The sequence below is a fragment of the Pseudomonas sp. DCA-1 genome (genome assembly GCF_046523955.1).
Lineage (GTDB): Bacteria > Pseudomonadota > Gammaproteobacteria > Pseudomonadales > Pseudomonadaceae > Aquipseudomonas > Aquipseudomonas putida_Y.
On record NZ_CP169881.1, the window covers coordinates 151969 to 171184 of the forward strand.

Sequence of the window (19216 nt, forward strand, 5' to 3'; positions counted from 1 at the left end):
CTTTAGATCTTCGCTCCACCCAGCAAGAATTGCAGGAGTGTTTCCGAGCTTGGGGTCTCAGGGAAACGCTCCTGGAACTGGATCGCTACCAAGCAATTGATCACCATCGTGTTCAAACCCTTCGACCGGTATTGCGAGTAGGCCAGATCGTCTTTGCGCAGCTCGGTCTCATATTTCTCCGCAAGCTCTTTCTTCTGCTCGTCCGACAGTTCCATGAACTGGGCGCGAATAGCTTCACGCTGAGCTGCTCCCCACTGCTCCAGCAGGTCTGCCATTTGGTTCGATGGTGCTGCTTTCGGCGCTTGCGATGGCGCCTGCGCCGGCTTCGACTTCTCACCGGTTTTAGAGGCGGCTGGCTTTTTGCCCCTGCCTGGTTCCGCGGCCTTCTGTTGAGTTGGCGCCTTGGCGTAGTTGTTGGCTACTGCAGCCTTGAAATATGCCGCTGGACTTGCAACGTTAGCCCCTTCCTTGCGCATCTGTGCCTCGGTGTAGTCAGCTTGCGCAAGCAGGTACTCTTCATCGTGAGTCATGCCAAGCTCATCGATATCTTTTTGACTCAAGGACAGTGCTTTAAGGCGCTTTGACACGTCCTGGCTAACCAGCTCTGGTGATGGTCCAAGGTCTAGGCCAGGCTGAATCAGTGTCTCCAGCTTGAACCAAAGCTTGTCCATCTTCCGGTTTAGCTTTGTGACGTGCGGTGAGATGCGGAATCTGCGTTCAATGCTGTTGACCTGGTCGATTGCGCGACCCAGCATTTTGTTGAAGTCGCGAAATTCGGCATGTGGCGTAGCAGATCCTGACAGCACAACGCTCCACTCAGACCAATGTGCACGGTACGTCTCTCCCATGGGTGAGCCGAGGTAGCGAGACGTGATCTCGTGCAGAGTGAGAGCAGAGAAGCTGGAGAAGTGGTACTGCATCCGCAAGTCGATCAAGTTGAAGATCGCTGGGTCGAGTAGCCGGCGTTTCAGATCCGGTGGGAACGAAAAGCGAAGGGTCTGGCCATCTTCCAAGATGTAGGCTTCAGCGATCAGGTTTGCGATGCCCCATTCGCTCTTGCGCCCAGGGCTTTCACCCTTGTAGTCAAACTCCACCTGGGTCTGAGACATGCTCACGAGTACCTTCTTGAGGTAATCACGGCTGTTCGACGTGGTGTGTCCAATGTTGTCCTCGACCTGTTTGATCGGGATCTCATGAACCATCTCCTCTCTCGGCCGCTGCTGGGCGAATTGAAGGAGGGTGTTGTAGAGTTTTCGCTGAAGGAATGTGAAGTCACTGGCGGCAGAGACGTTTCGCATCGAGAGGGCTTCGGTTGCCTTTTTCAGCTCTACGGCTTTGGATGGCTCTACATCACGAACGACCTGGAGCTTGGGTGCCCTCTTGCGTTTAGCTGGACTGGTATCCGTTGTCGCTCCGGCTGTACGCTTTGCTCTCGGAGCTCGCGGTGTGGGGGTTTCTGAGTCCATGTGAATTGTGCCATCGGTGACTGTGGTGGCACATTACTCGAACGTATGACTTCTGGTCAACGAAAATACGGTTCCAACGTCAGTGCCCAATTGTGCCATCCCTAGGTACCGCTTTTGCCCTTCGCTTTTGACTCAAAAAAGCGATAGCAAAAAACCTACAACAGCTTGTTTCTGTTTTCACTGCTTTTTTAAAGCTTTGTTAGTGAATCCCTCAAACCCTTGATACACAAGGGCTCTAGCCATTTTTCTGTGCCATCTCCAGGGGAAACAGTGCCATCCTCCGAGACTAATGTGCCGGCGGTAGATGGCTCCGGTGCCATCCTTAGAAACATGTGCCACCTTTAGACCCGTACTGTGCCATCGCTAGGCGATCTCGTGAATTGTGCCACTGGTAGGCCTGTGGCTTCCTAGCAATGGCACAATTGGGCCAATCCCAGTAAATACGGGCTTTCCAGCCATTACTGATGATCGATTTCGCATCGGCACCCTCCCTAACGATGGCACTCTTCAGCACGATTCGTGGCACACGAACGCAGCGATCTGCCGAAATTGCTTTAGCAGTGCTCTAACAATGGCACATTTCGTTTCTTCAGCCTTATCAGACACCTACAGAACCCCTCATCCCCCTGACGATGGCACAATTGATGTTCTAGGGAGGTGCGACTCCCCCCTTAGCCCCCCCTAATAGTGGATTGCCACGACGCATAATGACTCAACCTGTTTGAACTAGTTGAACGAAGCCCGCGATCGGCATCGTTGATATAGTTTTCACTGTGAAAAGTGGCATAAGACTGATGGGGAGACACTCGAAGCGTGGCACATTTGGCTGGGTGGCCACTGCCCCTACCTCATCTAGAGATGGCACATTTCGGACGGCTTCCCAATTTTGCCCACTAACCATGGCACATTTGGGCAATTTCGATCTGTCGTGCCTCTAGAGATGGCACATTTCGCTGTTTCGCCCTGTGATCAGACAGCCAGGTCCAGGGAGGTCCGCGCCTACGAAGGACGCCACCTCTAGCCATGGCACAATTGGCGGCATGAGGTTTTCACGTGAAAACACTGCAGGCGGTCCCAGCAGGTCACCTTGTAGTGGTCAACTAATCCCGGACACAGTTTTGAGTTTTTCCTCAGCTTTGGCCGGAGCCAGCCCATCGTTGAACTGATGGGGTCTTATCCAGTTGTAATGATCCATCAGGTACTGGCTAATATCTCGCTGAGCTTGCTGTCCGGTCAGGTAGCCCGTGACCGGCATCCACTCTGTTTTCAAGCTGCGAAACACCCGCTCCATCGGCGCATTATCCCAGCAGTTGCCTCGGCGGCTCATGCTCTGGCGCATGCGGTAGCGCCACAACCGCTGGCGGAACTGACGGCTACCATATTGCGATCCCTGATCGGAGTGAAATAGCAGCCCATGGGGCTTTCCACGTTGTTCGTACGCTACGTCCAGCGCCCTGATGACCAAATCTGCATCCGGTCTTTCTGACAAAGCCCAGCCCACCACGCGCCGCGCATAGAGATCGAGGACAACCGCCAGATAGTGCCATTTACCCTGCGCCCAAATGTAGGTGATGTCGCCACACCAGACCTGATTTGGCGCGTCGACATCAAACGCTCGGTTCAACACATTCGGAATGTCCGGCCGCTCCACCGTTGCTTTCTTGTAAGCGTGTGACCCTGGCTGTTTGCTGACCAGCGACAGCTCACGCATCAGGCTGCGCACCTTGAATCGTCCGATTTTCTCACCTTCATCTTGCAGCATTGACTTGATGCTGCGGCTGCCGGGTGCACCTCGACTTCGAGTGAATAGCTCATTCACTCGACTGCGCAACTTCAGGCGCTCAACGTCAGGCGTCCGCCTTTTGTGGCGATGCGCGTAATAAGTTGAGCGAGTGATTTCAAACACTTCGCACAGGAAATCAACGGGTTCATGGGCGCTAAGCTGACGAATCAGCGTATGCGCTCGAGATCTTCCGACATCAAGAGCGCGGTAGCCTTTTTTAGTATCGACTTCTCGCGCTCCAGGCGCGTGATCCGTGCTTCCAGCTCCTGGATCTTTTGCTGCTCTGGGGTCAACGCTTTGCTCGCCGGCGTGATGCCGCCGCGCTCCTGCTGAAGCTGGTTAACCCAACGGCGTAGGGCTGACTCGACCAAGCCGAGCGAGCGGGCGGCTTCGGCGTGGCTGTAGCCTTGGTCGAGCACCAGGCAGGCAGCTTCCCGCTTGAATTCAGGAGTAAAGGTACGACGTTGCTTGGTCATCAGACACCTCTCTGTGGCGAGCATTGTCGCCTAAATGGGTGTCCGGTTTCATTAGACCACTACACCTCGATCAAGAGCCCTGGGTCACTTGAGCCATGACAGAGAGAAAAAGGGGGGCGATCGAGTCGACCAGGCTACGAAACAAGATGTCAGGCTCATGCTGCGTCTGATGGAACGAGCATGGGCGATAACGGGGGAATAGGACACCATTGCCAGAGTGCCCGTGGCCTTATCGGGAACAGCCGTGTTGCCGGCCTAATTGGCGGGAATAATGTATCTGCTCGGCCTGGCAAGGCCTCCTAAATGGCAGTCGGACCGAGCGAGCCCGCACGCAGCTAAAGCCCGGGCGGTAACCAGGTGCGCAGAACACGCTCTCTCTATGGGTATGGGCAGCATGGCCCTGGTCTTGATCGGTTGCAGTCTTGACTGGCCTCGCGCCGGCAGTGCCTGCCTACACGGTACCCAAGACCAGTAATGAAGGGCTGCATGATTATGTGGGCCGTATGTTGTGGGCGGCCTGGTCACATATGGCAGAGAGCGCCAATGACGCTGTGAAGGCCCAATTGCAGTCAGAGTTTGAGCTTTCGACCGCTTCGCGGAAGTCACCCTCCTACAGCGGTTAAGCCTGGGTAGTAAGCTGAGGTCCATTGCCGTTGAGATGAAGGGCCAGTACCTCGTGATTCGACTTCGAAGCTGCCTGCGGAAATGAACAGGCAAAAAAAAACCCCGCTAAGCGGGGTCTGGGGTTATCAGAATTGGAACCGAGGATCACCTGTATCCACTAGACCATCCTGAGCTGGGTTTGCATGCGCAGCAGCGTCAGCTGCTGGCGACGGCTGGCTCACCGGTCTAACCTTTGGTGTAACCGAAAGGCTGATGAATGGTGCACCACCATCCACGCCGTCTTTGCGCCAGCCTGCAATGCGCATTTCGTGGTTGAAGCCGAAGCTACCCGCGTAGTCGGGACCTTTTTCCTTCTTGTCAGCTTCCTTGAACAGGCTGGCATTGATCCCGCCTACTGACAGTGAGTAGAACTTCTCGTTCGAGCCGTTCTTCTGCTTGAGCCAGACCGCTACCTCAAGCTTCAGCTTATGGCTGCGCTCCTTGTTCAGCGGGAACTCCATATAGCCGATCATCACGGGTGCTGCATCAGATGTGCGGTTCTTGTTCTCGAAGATGGTTCCGGAGCCTTCGCTCAATACCAGTGCAATAGACATGCGTTTCTCCTGATCTTTTGGGGGCGTATGCGCCATAGCTTGCACTGCTGTTATGCAGCACATGGTTTTGTATTCGACGCATAACACGTAAACGTACTTTTATTGAATCCTATGGTAACAGATTGATCTGCTTGCCCCACGCCCTCTACTCTACAAATCAAAGGAGGACCCCATGCCAGGCCAAGCATACGCACCGTCTATGTACTGGTTACGTTGGGCAGGCGAGAACAATTGGGCGGTTCATCTATGCACTTCACCTAAAGTCCTTGATGACCGGGGGCCTGATTTTCACTGTGAAATGGCTAATTTATGAGCTCGTTTCATCCCTACGTTTCACAGTGAAATGACCACGCGAGTTGATTGACGGCCCGGTACCGGAATCGAACCTGGAGATCGTCGGGCTGCGCAGCACCGCGCAGATGTACTACGAGACCGCCCAGCGAAAAGGCCTGAGCATTCTTCAGCTGTGCAAGCGCATCGCTTGGAAGGCCCAGGAGCACCTGGCCATCGTCAGCACCGGTCAGGACGTGGGCGACAAGATGGAGGCTTGGGTCGAAGAGGAACCCGCCGATAGCGTCAACATCGCGCCCACTCACTTATACCCATGGCATCGATGATTTCGTCGAGTACGTGCTGCCCCGAATTGCGCCGCCGGCCGGATCCGCTTCCGCGAGAAATACGAAGGCAGAACGCTGCGCGAGAAAACAGCCCTGACCGTGCCTTAAAGCCGCTTCGCCTGGTCCTGGCCGGAGAGTCGTCATCATGTCGCCGGCCTTGATTCAAACCGAACCCGCCCCGGTATCAAAGGTAGCCGGTGATCCGCCTCTTTCCGCCGTTGCCTGGGGCAGTACGCTACGGGCAACGGCGGTGGTCACCGCGTGCAGCGGGGCACAGCTCAATGGCATGACCATCGACTCGGGACCCTCGCTGTATGAACCCAAAAGCAGCAGGTTCTTAACAAGCTGGCCCGTTATCTGGGCTCTTGGTTGTGAGTGTTTTCACTGTGAAACGCACAGCTTGATCCAGCAGCCGGCACGGATTTAATGCACTGCCGTTAACCCTGTCGATCCTCGCATCCCCTATGACCGTTGGGCATGGTGGAGAGCAGTTCGCGGTAACCGCTCGTAATGGTGTGCCACCCCGCGGGTTTTCACTGTGAAAACGTCGGAATGCCGCCAGTGGCGCGAATTGCACCACGGAGCTGATTAAGCCAGGACAGTTCGATACCTGTTTACGTACTGAGCTGCGTTTTGAATCCATGAGTTCCCTCACCGAGGTGAAGCTTTTCACAGTGAAATAGAAACCCGGAACCTGTCCGTATATGAAGGGGGCCGCGGCTTTTCACCGTGAAAAGCTCGATGCCAGATTGAAGCCAGGCGCGCAAAGTCGGATCACTCATGTCCATTTCCTTTGGATCTGCAGGCACTACCCCAGACCAGCAACCCGTAGTCTTTTCACCGTGAAAAGGGAGGCGGAAATCTATGGGCATTCACAACATGCACATTCCTGGACGCTGGCTATTCAACTCGGCAGTCGGCTGCTCATAACTTGAGTCTCCTAGAAGATGTCCGGTAGCACCCGTCTTGGTAAGGAGTTCCGTCCAAGTGCCCGAGCGCACTTTTCACCGTGAAAAGTGGGGATGGGTCGGTGCTCGGCAACTTGCCAGCTGCGCCGGTGATGTCTGGATCGCAGGAGCAGAACGAGACTTCTGGGCACGACTCGGAGAAGGAAGAGAGCAGGTGGAAGCCGATTACCTTTTCACTGTGAAACGACCCGCATTACAGCAATCGGCGGGAGCGCGTCGAACTGTGAAATGGTTTGGCTAGGAGAAGGGCTGCTAGAGCGTTTCACAGTGAAAAGCATGACGGCGTGACTTCATTCATCCAGCAAATGAGCTGGCTATGCGGTGCGCAGTGAGCAGTGAGCAGTGTGAGGTGTGCACTGCATAGTAAACACTGCACAGTGCGCAGTTGGTAGTGAGCGCTGATGGAGGGAGCTGCTACATAGTTGAGATGGGAATAGGGGCTAGTTTTTCACAGTGAAACGCCTAGGAGGGGGCGTTATTTTTCACTGTGAAAAATAGCCAGGAGGACAAGAAGTGATGTGATCCGAGACCGAGCTTTTCACAGTGAAACTACGAAAAACTCAACAATATCAGTGGATTAAAAAAGGAAAGGCGAGGGCGCCTTGCCGCCGGAGGGACCGGCGGCGGAAGGGATTTTAACTACGCGTTTTGAGCATCTCCTCGATGTATGCGAGGACCTCTGCGGGATCAATGCCTTTGGGAGGAGTGAGAATCAACTTGCGCCCATCGATACGGGCATCCAGCTGGGTGCGTTCCTTGTAATCGATTTGCCGCGGAGGAACAGGGGCCTGAGGTGATGTCTTGCGCCGAATCTCACCTTTGGCCCAGTTGATTGCGCTGTCCTGGGATGCACCTTCTTTAATACGGTTTGCGGCGGCCAGAACGGTTTCAATATGTCCCTTGTCAGCCAAAGCAACCATATCGGAGACAACCCTGTTACCAATCAGGTCAGGATCTTCTTCCAGCAGTGAAATGACACCCTCAGGCAACTTGAAATAAGCAAGGCAGCGGCTGATCGTGGCCATGCTTCGACCGACACGGCGGGACAACTCCGCCTGGGACTGTACAACCTTGTCATCGAGAAGCTTCTTGTAACTTGCACCACGCTCGAATTCAGTAAGGTCTTCCCGGGCATCGTTGTCCGTAACGGACAAGATCGCCGCTTCCGCATCCGACAGATTCCGGATGAGCGCGTAGATGTAGGCTTTTCGGAGCAGCTCATGAGCCAGGAACCGGCGCTCACCAGCAATAAGCTCGTAAGTACCGTCAGCAAGAGGGCGAACGATAATCGCGTTGTTGAGGCCTTTATCTTCAATCGTGTTCGCGAGAAGGCCGAGTTTCTCGGGGTCAAATTTGCGGCGTGGCTGATACTTCCCGCGGCGTATGAGCGTCAATTGCAAGAACTTTGCCTCGCCTGGCAAGCGCTCGCCGCTCAAGAAAATGTCATCCAAGCCCGGCTGGTGAACGTGATCAGCATCAGAAACCGGTGCACGTTCCAGCGGCTCCGCTGAACTGTCCCTTTCTTCATCAAGGTGCAAAGAACTGAGCACCTCGCTCATCGGCCGGAGGTTAGCTTCCGGAATAACCTTCGGAACATGTACGCCCTGGATGCTAGACGAACCCTCCGCCGGCGCGATCACAGTAGGCTTGCCGATCGGGCTAGAACTCCTCATTTACCCTTCTCCAGGACTGTTTTGATTCGGCCAACCATTTCCTCGAACACATTGCGGAACGCGACCAAAGAGTTCTCACCACCTTGTTTCCAGAGGGAAAGAGGTACGCCGTCTTCCAGGCTTTTCGAGTAGTCCTCGGAGTGGAAGAGCGGTTGTTCCGTAACCTTCCCTGGGAACAAACTGGACAAGCGAGCGAGGTTCGCTTGTAGGCGGGGGCGGTTGCGCATGTACATGGTGGGAACTGCAACGATCTCTGGAGCCCGACCGAAATCGGTGCTCATTTCATTGATCTTGTGGGCCAGTCGAGATAGCGCACGGAAGGAGAATTTGTCCATACGGATTGGGCACAGCAGGAAATCAGCTGCGGCCAGGCTGTTCCGGGATAGCATGGTTCCAGAAGGTGCGTTATCCATGATGATCACATCATAGCTTGATAAGTCGCAGTGAGGGAGCTGACCTTTGCGAGCTCGTTCGATGAACAGTGAGTACCGGAAGTCGGCACCCTGGGCGTTACGGAGCACAACGTCCATATCGTCCAAGGAATCGTAAGCTGGGATGAGGTGGGGGCCGTGCTCGCCAAATGGTTTTTTGATCACTTGGTCCAGGGTCATTTCTGGGAAGTTTCCGAGACGGATCAGGTTCCCGAGGTGGCCCTCTACTGCTCTGTCAGCAGGAAGGCCAAGCTCTACAAGCTCCTCGGTAGTCTGGTCAGGGTCATAGCCCAGCATGCTGGACACGTCGGCTTGAGGATCGTTGTCAATGATCAGGGTCTTGAAACCTGCCAAAGCGAACTCGATGCCGATATTGCAAGTGGTGGTAGTTTTCGCGGTCCCACCTTTTTGGACGTAAGTCGAGCAGGTGATTGGTCTCGAAAACCCTTTAGTGTTCCCATTTGCACGACGAATCGACGCAATCAGGAACATGTCAGCTAGCGTGTAGCTCCTGACCTCTACGGATCCGCGTGCGACACGTGCGATGTTGAGGTCGTGTTCCTTCTCGATGGCTTTGAGTGTCTGCGTGCTGATCATCAAGCGTTCAGCCACAAATTGTGGGGTGAAGGTTAGCTGAGTGAAATCAGTGAAGATGTACTGATCGAGTGGCGCAGCAGCTGAAGTCATGTGGTTTACCGAGGTCAGGTAGGTAGGATGGCCGCATTTTCATACGAATCCATACGGTCAGACAAGAAAAAACGCATTTCTACCTGATAGAGATAGAACACTTACTGAAATCTGTCATCTGGTAGTGTCTGGGTTCAAACGCTGTCAACCAGATGATTTTGGGTAATTAACTGATTTAGCGACAAAAATATCGAGGGTAGGGCGCTCAGATGTCCGTCGTAACGGAGAGGGCTCTATGCGGAGGACGTACACTGCAGGTATGAGAGTTGTTCGTCGAAAATGGTCGGACGATGCTTCATCCCTCACAGCAGCCGGGCCATCAGCGAAGGGTGGCCTTGGCAGCCACCGTCACTGATTCAACAACACTGAGGCCTGGAGATATTTACCGGTGTAGTCGAGGGGTGCTTAGGGTTTGAACGACACCCGCATGCAAAGCGTCGTCCTCCGTATGCAGGTAACGACTGGTGGTTTCGATTTTGCTGTGACCAGCCAGAGCCTTGATCATCACCAGGTCACCAGTAGCTTTGGCAAGGTGACTGAAGCACGAGTGGCGGAGCCAGTGCGTTGAGGCCTCCTCAAGTCGATCGGCCAAATCGAACTGGCTGCGCTCTATTGCCAGGGCTGCAGCACGATGCATGATCTCTTTGACTGCTTTCAAAATGGTGTCGTTATGCGCGCGTTTGAGCTTTGAGTTCGAGGCGAGGAGGAGGGGGGTTGTGTCCTTCACTGGCACCTCACGTGACAACCCGAACGCGTGGCGATACTGCAACAAGTCCTCATAGAGGTCTTCGGATATCGGCACATCTCTAACCTTGTTTCGTTTGCCCAGCACCTCCAACCACAGAGTACCGCTTGCTGATCGCCGGATTTTGCCCATGGTAGCGCCGGTCGCTTCGAACGTTCGCACGCCGGTCATGTAGAACAAGCTCAACATGAAATGGTCGCGAGCTCGTTTGAGTGGGCTTTTTGTAGCTGCGATAGCCTCAAATGCCAAGCCTATGGCTGCCTCGGGAAGCAGCCGTTTGATCGTCAAGTCGACGTCGACTTGGGGCTTGGCCACGAGCGACACTGGGTTCGCTTTAAGGCGTCCACCCTGGATCATCCACTTGTACATGCTGCCGATCTGGATCAGGGCGTACTGCTGCGACGCTTTGCTAAGTGGTCCAGCGAACGGTCTCCAGTCTGGATGAGAGCGCTTGTGCTTTGTATGCGATACCCAAACCTCAGCCGGCTGTGGGTCAGCCATAAAGCCGATGTACTGGGTGATGTCCATCACAGTTATTTGGGAGAGCTGTTTACCCAGGGTGTGCAATGCCCAGAGGATGAACCGCTCCACTTCCTTCCGCATAACCCGTTTAGTCTTAGGGTTCGTTCCTTTGGCATGGAGCCACATCCAAGCTGCTTCGATGTCGTTATCTGCCTGGATCACATCGACCTGGTCAATGACGTCGACAGGCTCGCGATCAAGCAGCGCAACTTCTGACTTGGCCTGGAGGTACGGAATTCTGTGTATGGCTGGAGTGTTCGTGTTCATCGTAAGTCTCGCGTTTTGCCGTTGTAGACAAGCCAGTCGTCAATCTCATCGGGCTCGAACCATCGCTGCGAGCCTGATGGTGCTTCGCACTGGTACTCTTCCTGTACGCCTCCAGCCGAATCGACACCTTCCCGTGTTGCAACCACTACCAGAATGGACCCGAACGTCGCAAAGTTGTCGATCTCGCTGTCGACGACCAGCTCGGCACCGCGGGATAGGTAGCGCCTCCAGCGATAGCCGTCTGTGGCGACCCCTGCGAACTCTTCGTCATCTTCGTCGTCATCATGATTCCAAGTGAAGGGCTTATCAGCAGCTGCAGAGCTTGCGACCGCTACTGGCACCTCGATCGGTGCATCTTGCACCTGAGTGATCTTGCGCTGCCGTTTGGCTGGTGGCGCCAGCACCATGCGAGCTGCTTTCACCGCAGCCTGTTCGTTTGGGCTCAGCGTTGGTAAAGCCCGGGCCAGGTCGTCCCATTTGAAGTCCCTGTCCTCGTCGGCAGCGATGCGGCTCATGTGCTCTGGACGAATTGACCAACGGCATGCCACATCAGCCATGCGCCAACCCTTATGTAGGATCAGTTGCTTGAAGTCATCTCGGGACAGCTTCCCAGGGCGCAGGAGCAGCAGCCCACGAGAAATCTTTGCATTTTTGGCTTGATCCACAGCGCAAGTCTTTTGTTGTGAAATCCCTGATTTTAGGGGCATTAACGATGAAATCAAGTAGTTGGATGAGCCAGGTTGGCTGCGCCCGTTGAATCCTGAGACGAGCCCAGAAGATGGATTTTTTACGTGCTCCTGTGTGAAATCTGGTGATGTTAGCCCCTGCGAATTGATCAGAATCGACGTAGGAGCGTCTTCGGGGTCCGTACATCCCAGTGGTCGCCGCGGCTTATGAGCAAGGTACCGTGGGGCTCTGTCCTCGGAAGTAATACTGAGGACGATTCCGGAACTGATTCCTGGACCGTAGCGTTCATCCTCCAAGTTCACGAATTACTTCCTGCCGTTGGCAGCCATGCCTCAGCCGTCTGGACCACCGCCGGCGCACAGACTGCTCGACAAGACGGTTTTGCCCGGGCGTTTGACCCAGGAGCATCGGTGAGGCTTTGCCAATACAGCAGGCTTTCTGCAGCTGGTCGGGCAATGATCGGGTTGCGGCCGCTCTGTGCTAGGGTTTGAAAAGTGTCCATGGTTCGATTCAGCTATGGTGCCCCGCAGATCCAGTGTCACCTTGCTTTCGCATTTTTGGCCGTGGCTTCGCATTTATGGCTGACGTTGATACTTGATCTCCAGCGCAAGCAAATTTTTCAGAACCCCTTGTTCATAGGGGGTTAACGAGAAATCCAAAACGCCTCTCTGAAAAGCCAGCTACTGATAGCGATAGGCTTTTTGAGGGGCGTTTTTTCTTGCTTGAAAAAACTCGTGATAATCGGAGATATTCACGAGTTTTTCATTTTTCGGATACGTTACGTATGATATCCAATACGAATTTGTTGTTTTAGAGACGTGAGTGTATGCTCCCCTCTAAGGCCAGCCCCCTCCCTGTGAGGAGCGGCCAAGGCACGTACTGGCCCCTCGCCGAGGTCGCCGGCTCCTAGTCTCCCGACCCTATCTCCAAGGATACGCCTCATGGCCAACACCGGACTCCCATCTGACAAAAGGCTGAGCACCAGAGATCTTGTCCACCTTTACGCGAGAGAGCTGCTTGATGCGGGTCGCGAGGTTCGCCAGGCGGAAATTCGCGAGTGCATATACATTCACCATGACCTCAAAGCCTCGCCCAATCTGGTGAACGAGGAAATCAAAAGGTTCTGGAGTGAGACCGGCCCTATTCTGAGCGCCAGGCTGCGAAGACCTGGTGTTCCAAACGCAGTGTGCGAAAAGCTTGATGAGATCTGGGATGTCGCTCTAAAGGCGGCCGAGGAGACTCATGCGGTTGAGCGCAAAGCGCTTGAGACGGCGACAGCGGCTGCCGTTGATGCCGCCAAGGCGGCGCAGGACAATGAGCGGGCAGCTACTGCTAGCCTTGAATCCCAGAGCAGAGAGCTCGCTGGCCTCATCGCGGACAAGGAGCGGTTGACCGATCAGCTGGATCAGTCGAGTGCTTATATTCGGCAACTTCAAGCTGAGGTCGCAGATCTCAACAAGAGACTCACTGCCGCAAGTCAGGCTCATGGTGAGGAAATCAAGCGCCTGCAGGATGTGCACAGTGGCGTAGTTGAGCGTGCCCAGGACATGCATCGCGGAGAGCTTGAGCGCCTTCAGCAGCAGCTCCAATCAGCAAACGATGCGACTGAGTCTGCACGTGCGAAGGCCGAGACTGCGCGGATTGCCGCGGAGGAGCACCTTGAGAGAACCGAAAACCACCTGATGATGGAGACCGCCAGGGTTCGGGATGAAGAGAGAGGCAAAACAGAGAAGGTCGGCAAGGAGCTGCAGCAAGCTTTGACGCTCATCGACCAGCTGCGGATTCAGCGCTCGAAGGCCACTGACGATGCCGCTGAGACCCGCGGTCGTCTGGAGGTTACCCAACAGAACCTGAGCGCCCTAGAAGCACAGAACAAGGAGCTGCGTGAACTGAACAGAACCCTGCAGGCCGCTCTGCTGGAAGGCTTTAGAGGTGGTAAAGCAGCAGCTTCTGGCACGGATGAATAGTTTGCTGAATTGACATTTTGTCAATTTGTCAAGTATTTCTTGTGGTTTTCGGATGAAGGGTGGTAGTTTAATAACGCACCGCGTGGTGCTACTTTAGATGAGGACTTTTTATGGCTAACCGCAAGACATGCACGGACAGTGCATCTAACGAGGCAGCGCTTCTGCAGGTGTTTGCCACCAACACCTTTCGTAAGGTCATCTTTTTTGCTAGCCCAGATACGGGCGGTTCGCGCAAGGATGGCTCCGAAAACAACTGGCCATTGATGGCTGTGTTGGTCGAGGACCAATCAGGCGAGCTCGACGTTTATGATGGGGATTTCCTTACTGCTACTCGTTACCCGCGCTACCTGGAAGTTAAAGCCGTCTTGGATGCGGCCCAGGCTAGTAACGGCAATGTGTTTTATGCCACAGCTCCACTTCCTTTCACTTCGGGCAAAGGAGAGGATGCAGCTGCGTTGGACATGCTCTCAGTTCAAACCGACGTATTTGATCAGTCGACGCGAGCAAATTATTTCAAACTGCTGAGCCGTTTGACCGAAAAGCAGTACGCTCAGACCTACGACTGATCATGGCTCCCTGGCTTTCTTGATGTCAGCCAGGGAGTCATGATCAGAGCCGGCAGCTCGTCAAAGGTCCAGCTGCATCGGCGCCATCGGAATGCCCACCATTACCACGCCTGGCTTAGGCTCGACGGTAGGCAACTTCCCCGCCCGAATCAGCGTGCTCAATTTCAGTTTTGGGTCGTAGACCATCAGGTCTGACTCCAACACGTAATCAAACCCATCTCTTGTCCCACAAATCGGTATTTCTTCCGCTTTTACTGCTGCGCGGATACCCTCTAGCTGCTCAGCAGGGCCTGGCTTTTTCTTCCTTGGTGCAACGAATGCAGTGAAGTTGGCGCCTGCCTCTTCAAGAGCCCTGAGCGCTGCGGATTCGGCAGCAGGGCTTATCCTTTTCGTTGGGGTTGCATCAGGATCAGGTATGGCTACCGCCACAGGTGCCGGCGCCGGTACGCCTAGATCACCATCATTGTGTATGAGCGAAGCGCCCGGCCCTTCTTCTCCTGCAGTTGAATTCACGCTTTGCTCGGCTGTGTCCACGATCGAGGATTCACTGGGCGCGAATGCGCCGAACACATCATCCACATCATCGACGTCATCGCTCCCTGAGTGCCCAGGTTCTATGGCGAGAAAATCTTCCTCCAGTTCCACCTCCTGCCCGGGACCGAACGAGCTAATCGACAAGCTCTGCAGGTCCTCATCTAGCAAGTCGTCATCTGCACCACCACTCATGAGCGGGTCATCATCCTGCGCCGCTAGCGCTTCAGCGGAGATACCGGATTGCGTCCCTGGAACGTCACTTTGCTCGGAATCACCGCTTGCAGCGCCGGCGAGCGCAGATGTTGCGTGCTCGGTTGAGTCGACTGTTGGAGCATTAGGTTGAGGAACACTCGCGGTATCAGCTATGGGTTGACTAAATCCTTCATCAGCCCGAACTTGTGGTGCTGGTGCTGGTGCTGGTGCTGGTGCTGGTGCTGGTGCTGGTGCTGGTGCTGGTGCTGGTTGTGGCTTCACTTCTTGCTTGCCGGCGATGTTCATCTTCGCGGCGATTTCAGCACTGAAACCACGGGCAACGATCTCCCGAAGCGCATCTGCTTCAGTGATTCCCAGATTGTGCGTGAACAATGGGCGCTCGATATCCAGCTTAGTACCCATGTTGGGTAATCCACTGAGGCCCGCAAGCTCGGGGGTGGTGGCAACTGGCACGACAATAATGCAAGGTTCCCAGGTCGTGAGGTGAGCACCCGTTTGTGCGTTGCGCAACGATACCGAGTACATCGGCAAAAATCGGCTCATGTCGGCGTGATTATGTCGCGAGTACAGCAGCCCCTTCTCTTGGAGCGTCGTCATAAGATTGAGGGTCATTCGGTACCGACCATCACCCTCCTCCAACGACCAGCCCATTTTGGCCAAGATGAGAGATCGAAGGTCCTTTTCCCGGATGACGATCAGTCCATCGTGTTTCTGAGCAATCTTCAGCGTGGAATCTTTGGCCTGGTCACCGGTGCCGTTAACTCTGCCGTACTCCGTCATGATCTCGACGAAGCTGTGATAAATGGCATTGGACTCGTCTTCTGAGATCTCGTGATCACTCAGCGTCTCGGTGATGCTCGACTCGGCCATGCCGGTCTTTTTGTCAACCAGGATCAGGAACTCCATGAGCGCCGTCATGCGGTCGTCCAGGCTGAGGCCATTGCGGTCAACCGGGAAATCGCTTGGGTGGTGGTAGTGGGCGATGACCAGGTTCACTGCTTGTCGATCGCGTGCAGGTAAGGCCCAGTATTCCGGGAAGCGTGCAAGAATTCTCGCACCCAGGGCATCGTGCTGGATCCGGTTGTCATCCTGCGGTGTGAGCGCTCCAACCTCCTCCTGGGTCTTAACACTGCCGTCGGGTAGGAGCTCATAGGCTTCCAGCTTACCGATGTCATGCGCCAGGCCCAGAATGGGGATCAGCGGATCAGTGGCGTCAAACCGATATTCCTTGTTTTTCAGGTCAATGATTTTGAATTTGGGCTTGCCCCTGGCCTTTACATAAACCCCGTCGAATACGTATGCGCCAGCATCCTCCAGTGCGGTATCTGCCACGGCCAGACAATGCTCCCAAAGCCGACGATTTCCGTGCCCCCCCTTGCGATGCGATGCAGGGAAGTGCGCATGTGCGGAATAGGTGTCCCAAATAGCCCAGAAAAACGCTACATGTGCCGGCCACTTCTTCTCATTGGCAGCAACCCAAGCCAGCACTTTTTCACTGCCGATGGGGAGACGCTTTGACGCTACCTCGATGCGAGGTAGCGCTGAGGTGGGCATGGGAACCTTGCCGAGCGTCGATCGGGCGCCGTTGAGGATGTTTCCTTTCTTGCCGGCGTATAGCTTGTTCAGTGCTGACAACCTGGTGAACCAGATAAACCAGACACCGATGATCAGACCGGAAACAACGCCCAGGATCCAGTGTGAGACGTTATAGCCCACCAGAGGCCAGTTCTCTAAAAACTCCATGGGAGAACCGCCAAAGGCTCGGGCCGTAAGCAGAAGCCACCAGAAACCGAACACGATGGCCGTTGCGCGAATGACCTTGTTGTTGGCGTTCACAGGAAAGCTCCGCTGTCTGTTTGGACCGTAGGTGACGGCGCCCCGTCTGAACTGGCTGGTTGTTCCTTCGGAACCGGGGCCCCGTTATTGTCCTTTAATGTGTTGGAGCACCCACCGCCCCCCTTCACAAAGCCACTGCAACCCCAGAAAGGAGACTTTTCAGCGTTCCGCAGGTACATGGGTTTGCCGCAGAGGTCACATGGAAATGACTTCGGCCGCTCCACTGGGTCGCCGTCGCGATCGTTCATGGTGTGATTGCACTGCTCTCGATCAACGCAGGCCCAGAAGTGCCCTTTGGGGACTTTGATTTTGCGCATGCCGCCTTGGCATTTCGGGCAGGAAACGACATTACCTTTGGAGTCCCGGGTATTCGCCGTCGGGTCGAAGTAAAACTCGACCTTGCCTGTGTCGAGCAGCTTCAGCCCGGCCTCGAACTTGGTGGATTTCTTCGGATTGACAAAGCCCTTGAGCCCAAGCACTACCTTGTCCCGGAGCAAGGTTTCTGCTTCCGATACTTTCAGCATGCGACTGGCAATCTCCCGCCATATGGAAAATCCGCACTGCCGCTCGCACATGAACGTTCGGGCCTGGATCTCAACTGCGCCGCCGCAGGTGGGGCAGAGAGCGCCAAGCTTCTTGACCTGGACACCTGCGTATTTTTTCTTGATGGAGTCGAGGATTTCCGTGGTCAACTCTGCAAGCTCGGATTTGAAAGCGTCACGCTTGTACGCCCCCTTTTCCATCTGACGGAGCTTGTGCTCCCATTCCCCGGTGAGAACTGGCGACGTAAGGGCATCGATGCCGTTGTCGACCAGGAAACGGTAGACAGTCATCCCCTTTGCGCTGGGAGCAAAGTACTTCTTCTGCTGGATGAGATAGGGCTCTTTTTTTCGGCCTGCGCCGTCCTTGGTGGATTGGAGCGATTCGATCATTGCAGAGCGCGTGACCGGTGTACCCAGCCCCCGCTCCTTCATCGCCTCACGAAGGTCCTCATCCTCTACCAGGCGCCCTGCCGTCTCCATCGCGCCCAGCAACGTGTCCTCGGTGTACCGTTCTGGAGGCTTGGTTTTGAGCATCTTCAGCTCCATGCCCAGCGGAGTGACTGACTCTCCTTTGACGTACCGTGCGAGCTCTTTCTTGTCGTCGGAGTCACCATTTTGATCGGTTACGTCCTCGACGATCCCGGCTCCGTAAACCACCATCCAACCTGGGGACACAAGCACACGACCTGTCGACCTGAAGAGCTCGTCAGCCACCGTCGTAAGCCGGACAGTCACCGAATACTCAGCTGCTGGATGGAACACGGCAATGAAGCGCTTGACGATCATGTCATAGATTTTTTGAACGTCCGGCTCCAGGTCCCCAGCTCGCTTTCCGGTTGGAATGATAGCGAAGTGGTCCGACACCTTCGTCGAGTCAAAAATCTTCTTGTTGGGTCGTACCCAGCCTTCATCGAGCACGCGCTGCGCGTGATCTGCATAGGGGGTTCCAGCAAACATTCCCATGACCTTCTTCGTGTCGTTGATTGCGTCATCGGGAAGGTAGGCAGAGTCAGTCCGCGGGTAAGTAGTGAGGCTGAGCTCCAGGTAAAGTTTCTGGGCAATCTCCAGTGTGTATGCTGCAGAAAACCCAAGCTTGCGGTTCGCCTCTCGCTGCAGCGAGGTGAGGTCGTACAGCTTGCCAGGGCCCGTCTGGGCCGGCTTGACTTCATCCACCACACTGCTCGGTGCGACTCCAGAGCACTTGCTGATCAAAGCATCGGCTTTTGCTCGATCCATGATCCGGTGCTGGGAGCCACCCTTCTGCTCAGTCGTCTGTGGTGCCAACCACTTGCCGGTGTATTTACCAGCAGCAACCCCAAAGCTCCCGTGAACCTCCCAATAGGGCATGGGCCGGAAGGTCAAAATTGCCAGCTCCAAAGCACAAACCAAGGACAGCGTTGGGGTCTGCACGCGGCCAAGCGGGAATATCTCGGCTTTAGCAGTCTCTCGCTCATAGAGGCGTGAGATACCCCGGCTCGCGTTGATGCCGACGATAAAGTCGCCTTCGCTTCTGATCTCTGCTGCCATGGCGAGGTTGTCGAAATCTGCGCCTGGCTGCATGTTCTTGTACGCCTGCCGGATAGCGTCATCGACCATGGATCTCATCCACATCCGAAGCATTGGCTTTGTGCATCCAGCCATTTTGTAGATGAGCCTGAATATGAGCTCGCCCTCGCGGCCGGCATCGCACGCGTTCGCAACAGCGGTGACGTCAGGCCGACGCATTAGGCGTTGCAGCACGTTATAGAACTTGGCCTTTGGCTCAATGACCCTCAGGTCGAATTGATCTGGGATCACAGGCAGATTGCCGATGTCCCGCCCTCCCTTGGCCATTTCCTCTGAATGGATTTCAACCAGGTGGCCGGCAGCGGGGGCAAGAATAGCGTTCTCGCTCTCCAGCCATGATTCCACCTTGCTGAATCCTCCGACCGCTTGCGCGATTGAGACCGCTACGGTTGCTTTTTCAGTGATGATCAGTGTCTTGCCCATGCGGACTAGCCTTCCAGTGCAGAATTACAT

At 55.0% G+C, this 19216-nt stretch carries 12 protein-coding genes; 3 read left to right on the forward strand and 9 right to left on the reverse strand.

All coding sequences use genetic code 11. The features are described 5' to 3' along the window. Positions 1-2: 2 nt before the first annotated feature. The 3 genes from ACE4QZ_RS00770 to ACE4QZ_RS00780 form a co-directional block, all read right to left on the reverse strand. Positions 3-1466, reverse strand: coding sequence for a RepB family plasmid replication initiator protein (locus ACE4QZ_RS00770; RefSeq protein WP_175442762.1), 1464 nt, complete (start codon positions 1464-1466; stop codon positions 3-5). A gap of 1096 nt (positions 1467-2562) precedes the next feature. Continuing rightward, a protein-coding gene (locus ACE4QZ_RS00775) for an IS3 family transposase (RefSeq protein WP_096010314.1) occupies positions 2563-3725 on the reverse strand; the annotation gives its coding sequence in 2 pieces (ribosomal slippage) (positions 2563-3470 and positions 3470-3725; 1164 coding nt in all). Positions 3726-4474: 749 nt separating this feature from the next. After that, the gene (locus tag ACE4QZ_RS00780) at positions 4475-4942 is read right to left on the reverse strand and encodes a hypothetical protein (protein WP_023383514.1); all 468 of its coding nucleotides are present in this window, start codon (positions 4940-4942) and stop codon (positions 4475-4477) included. 356 nt (positions 4943-5298) lie between these two features. Between ACE4QZ_RS00780 and ACE4QZ_RS00785 the strand changes: the two genes are divergently transcribed. Further along, positions 5299-5559 (forward strand): xenobiotic compound monooxygenase A subunit, encoded by a 261-nt coding sequence (locus tag ACE4QZ_RS00785; RefSeq protein ID WP_023383513.1) that lies wholly within the window; start codon positions 5299-5301, stop codon positions 5557-5559. Positions 5560-7162: 1603 nt separating this feature from the next. Here ACE4QZ_RS00785 and ACE4QZ_RS00790 read toward each other — a convergent pair. The 4 genes from ACE4QZ_RS00790 to ACE4QZ_RS00805 all read right to left on the reverse strand — a co-directional run bounded on the left by ACE4QZ_RS00790 (position 7163) and on the right by ACE4QZ_RS00805 (position 11517). Next, a complete protein-coding gene (locus ACE4QZ_RS00790) occupies positions 7163-8200 on the reverse strand; it encodes a ParB/RepB/Spo0J family partition protein (RefSeq protein WP_023383512.1) in 1038 nt (345 codons plus the stop codon). Next, entirely contained in the window at positions 8197-9318 is a 1122-nt protein-coding gene (locus tag ACE4QZ_RS00795) for a ParA family protein (RefSeq protein ID WP_023383511.1), read from the reverse strand. Before ACE4QZ_RS00795 ends, ACE4QZ_RS00790 begins: the two co-directional genes overlap by 4 nt. A gap of 382 nt (positions 9319-9700) precedes the next feature. Further along, complete coding sequence (locus ACE4QZ_RS00800; RefSeq protein WP_054893896.1) at positions 9701-10852, reverse strand: tyrosine-type recombinase/integrase; 1152 nt, start codon at positions 10850-10852, stop codon at positions 9701-9703. Next, a complete protein-coding gene (locus tag ACE4QZ_RS00805; protein ID WP_023383816.1) occupies positions 10849-11517 on the reverse strand; it encodes a hypothetical protein in 669 nt (222 codons plus the stop codon). The genes ACE4QZ_RS00800 and ACE4QZ_RS00805 overlap by 4 nt, the downstream gene beginning before the upstream one ends. Before the next feature lie 963 nt (positions 11518-12480). Here ACE4QZ_RS00805 and ACE4QZ_RS00810 point away from each other — a divergent pair. Then, positions 12481-13506, forward strand: a complete 1026-nt coding sequence (locus tag ACE4QZ_RS00810; protein ID WP_023383815.1) for a DNA-binding protein — start codon at positions 12481-12483, stop codon at positions 13504-13506. A gap of 110 nt (positions 13507-13616) precedes the next feature. Continuing rightward, positions 13617-14072, forward strand: coding sequence for a hypothetical protein (locus tag ACE4QZ_RS00815; protein WP_023383814.1), 456 nt, complete (start codon positions 13617-13619; stop codon positions 14070-14072). 60 nt (positions 14073-14132) lie between these two features. Here ACE4QZ_RS00815 and ACE4QZ_RS00820 read toward each other — a convergent pair whose 3' ends face one another. Further along, complete coding sequence (locus ACE4QZ_RS00820) at positions 14133-16655, reverse strand: hypothetical protein (RefSeq protein WP_236185411.1); 2523 nt, start codon at positions 16653-16655, stop codon at positions 14133-14135. Then, positions 16652-19186: a DNA topoisomerase gene (locus ACE4QZ_RS00825; RefSeq protein WP_023383812.1), complete on the reverse strand. Its 2535-nt coding sequence runs from the start codon at positions 19184-19186 to the stop codon at positions 16652-16654. The genes ACE4QZ_RS00820 and ACE4QZ_RS00825 overlap by 4 nt, the downstream gene beginning before the upstream one ends. Positions 19187-19216: the final 30 nt, after the last annotated feature.

Excerpts from the sequence above, each read along its gene's own strand:
- ACE4QZ_RS00770 (WP_175442762.1), bottom strand. The coding sequence starts at position 1,466 with ATGGACTCAGAAACCCCCACACCGCGAGCTCCGAGAGCAAAGCGTACA.
- ACE4QZ_RS00780 (WP_023383514.1), bottom strand. The coding sequence starts at position 4,942 with ATGTCTATTGCACTGGTATTGAGCGAAGGCTCCGGAACCATCTTCGAG.
- ACE4QZ_RS00790 (WP_023383512.1), bottom strand. The coding sequence starts at position 8,200 with ATGAGGAGTTCTAGCCCGATCGGCAAGCCTACTGTGATCGCGCCGGCG.
- ACE4QZ_RS00795 (WP_023383511.1), bottom strand. The coding sequence starts at position 9,318 with ATGACTTCAGCTGCTGCGCCACTCGATCAGTACATCTTCACTGATTTC.
- ACE4QZ_RS00800 (WP_054893896.1), bottom strand. The coding sequence starts at position 10,852 with ATGAACACGAACACTCCAGCCATACACAGAATTCCGTACCTCCAGGCC.
- ACE4QZ_RS00810 (WP_023383815.1), top strand. The coding sequence starts at position 12,481 with ATGGCCAACACCGGACTCCCATCTGACAAAAGGCTGAGCACCAGAGAT.
- ACE4QZ_RS00815 (WP_023383814.1), top strand. The coding sequence starts at position 13,617 with ATGGCTAACCGCAAGACATGCACGGACAGTGCATCTAACGAGGCAGCG.
- ACE4QZ_RS00825 (WP_023383812.1), bottom strand. The coding sequence starts at position 19,186 with ATGGGCAAGACACTGATCATCACTGAAAAAGCAACCGTAGCGGTCTCA.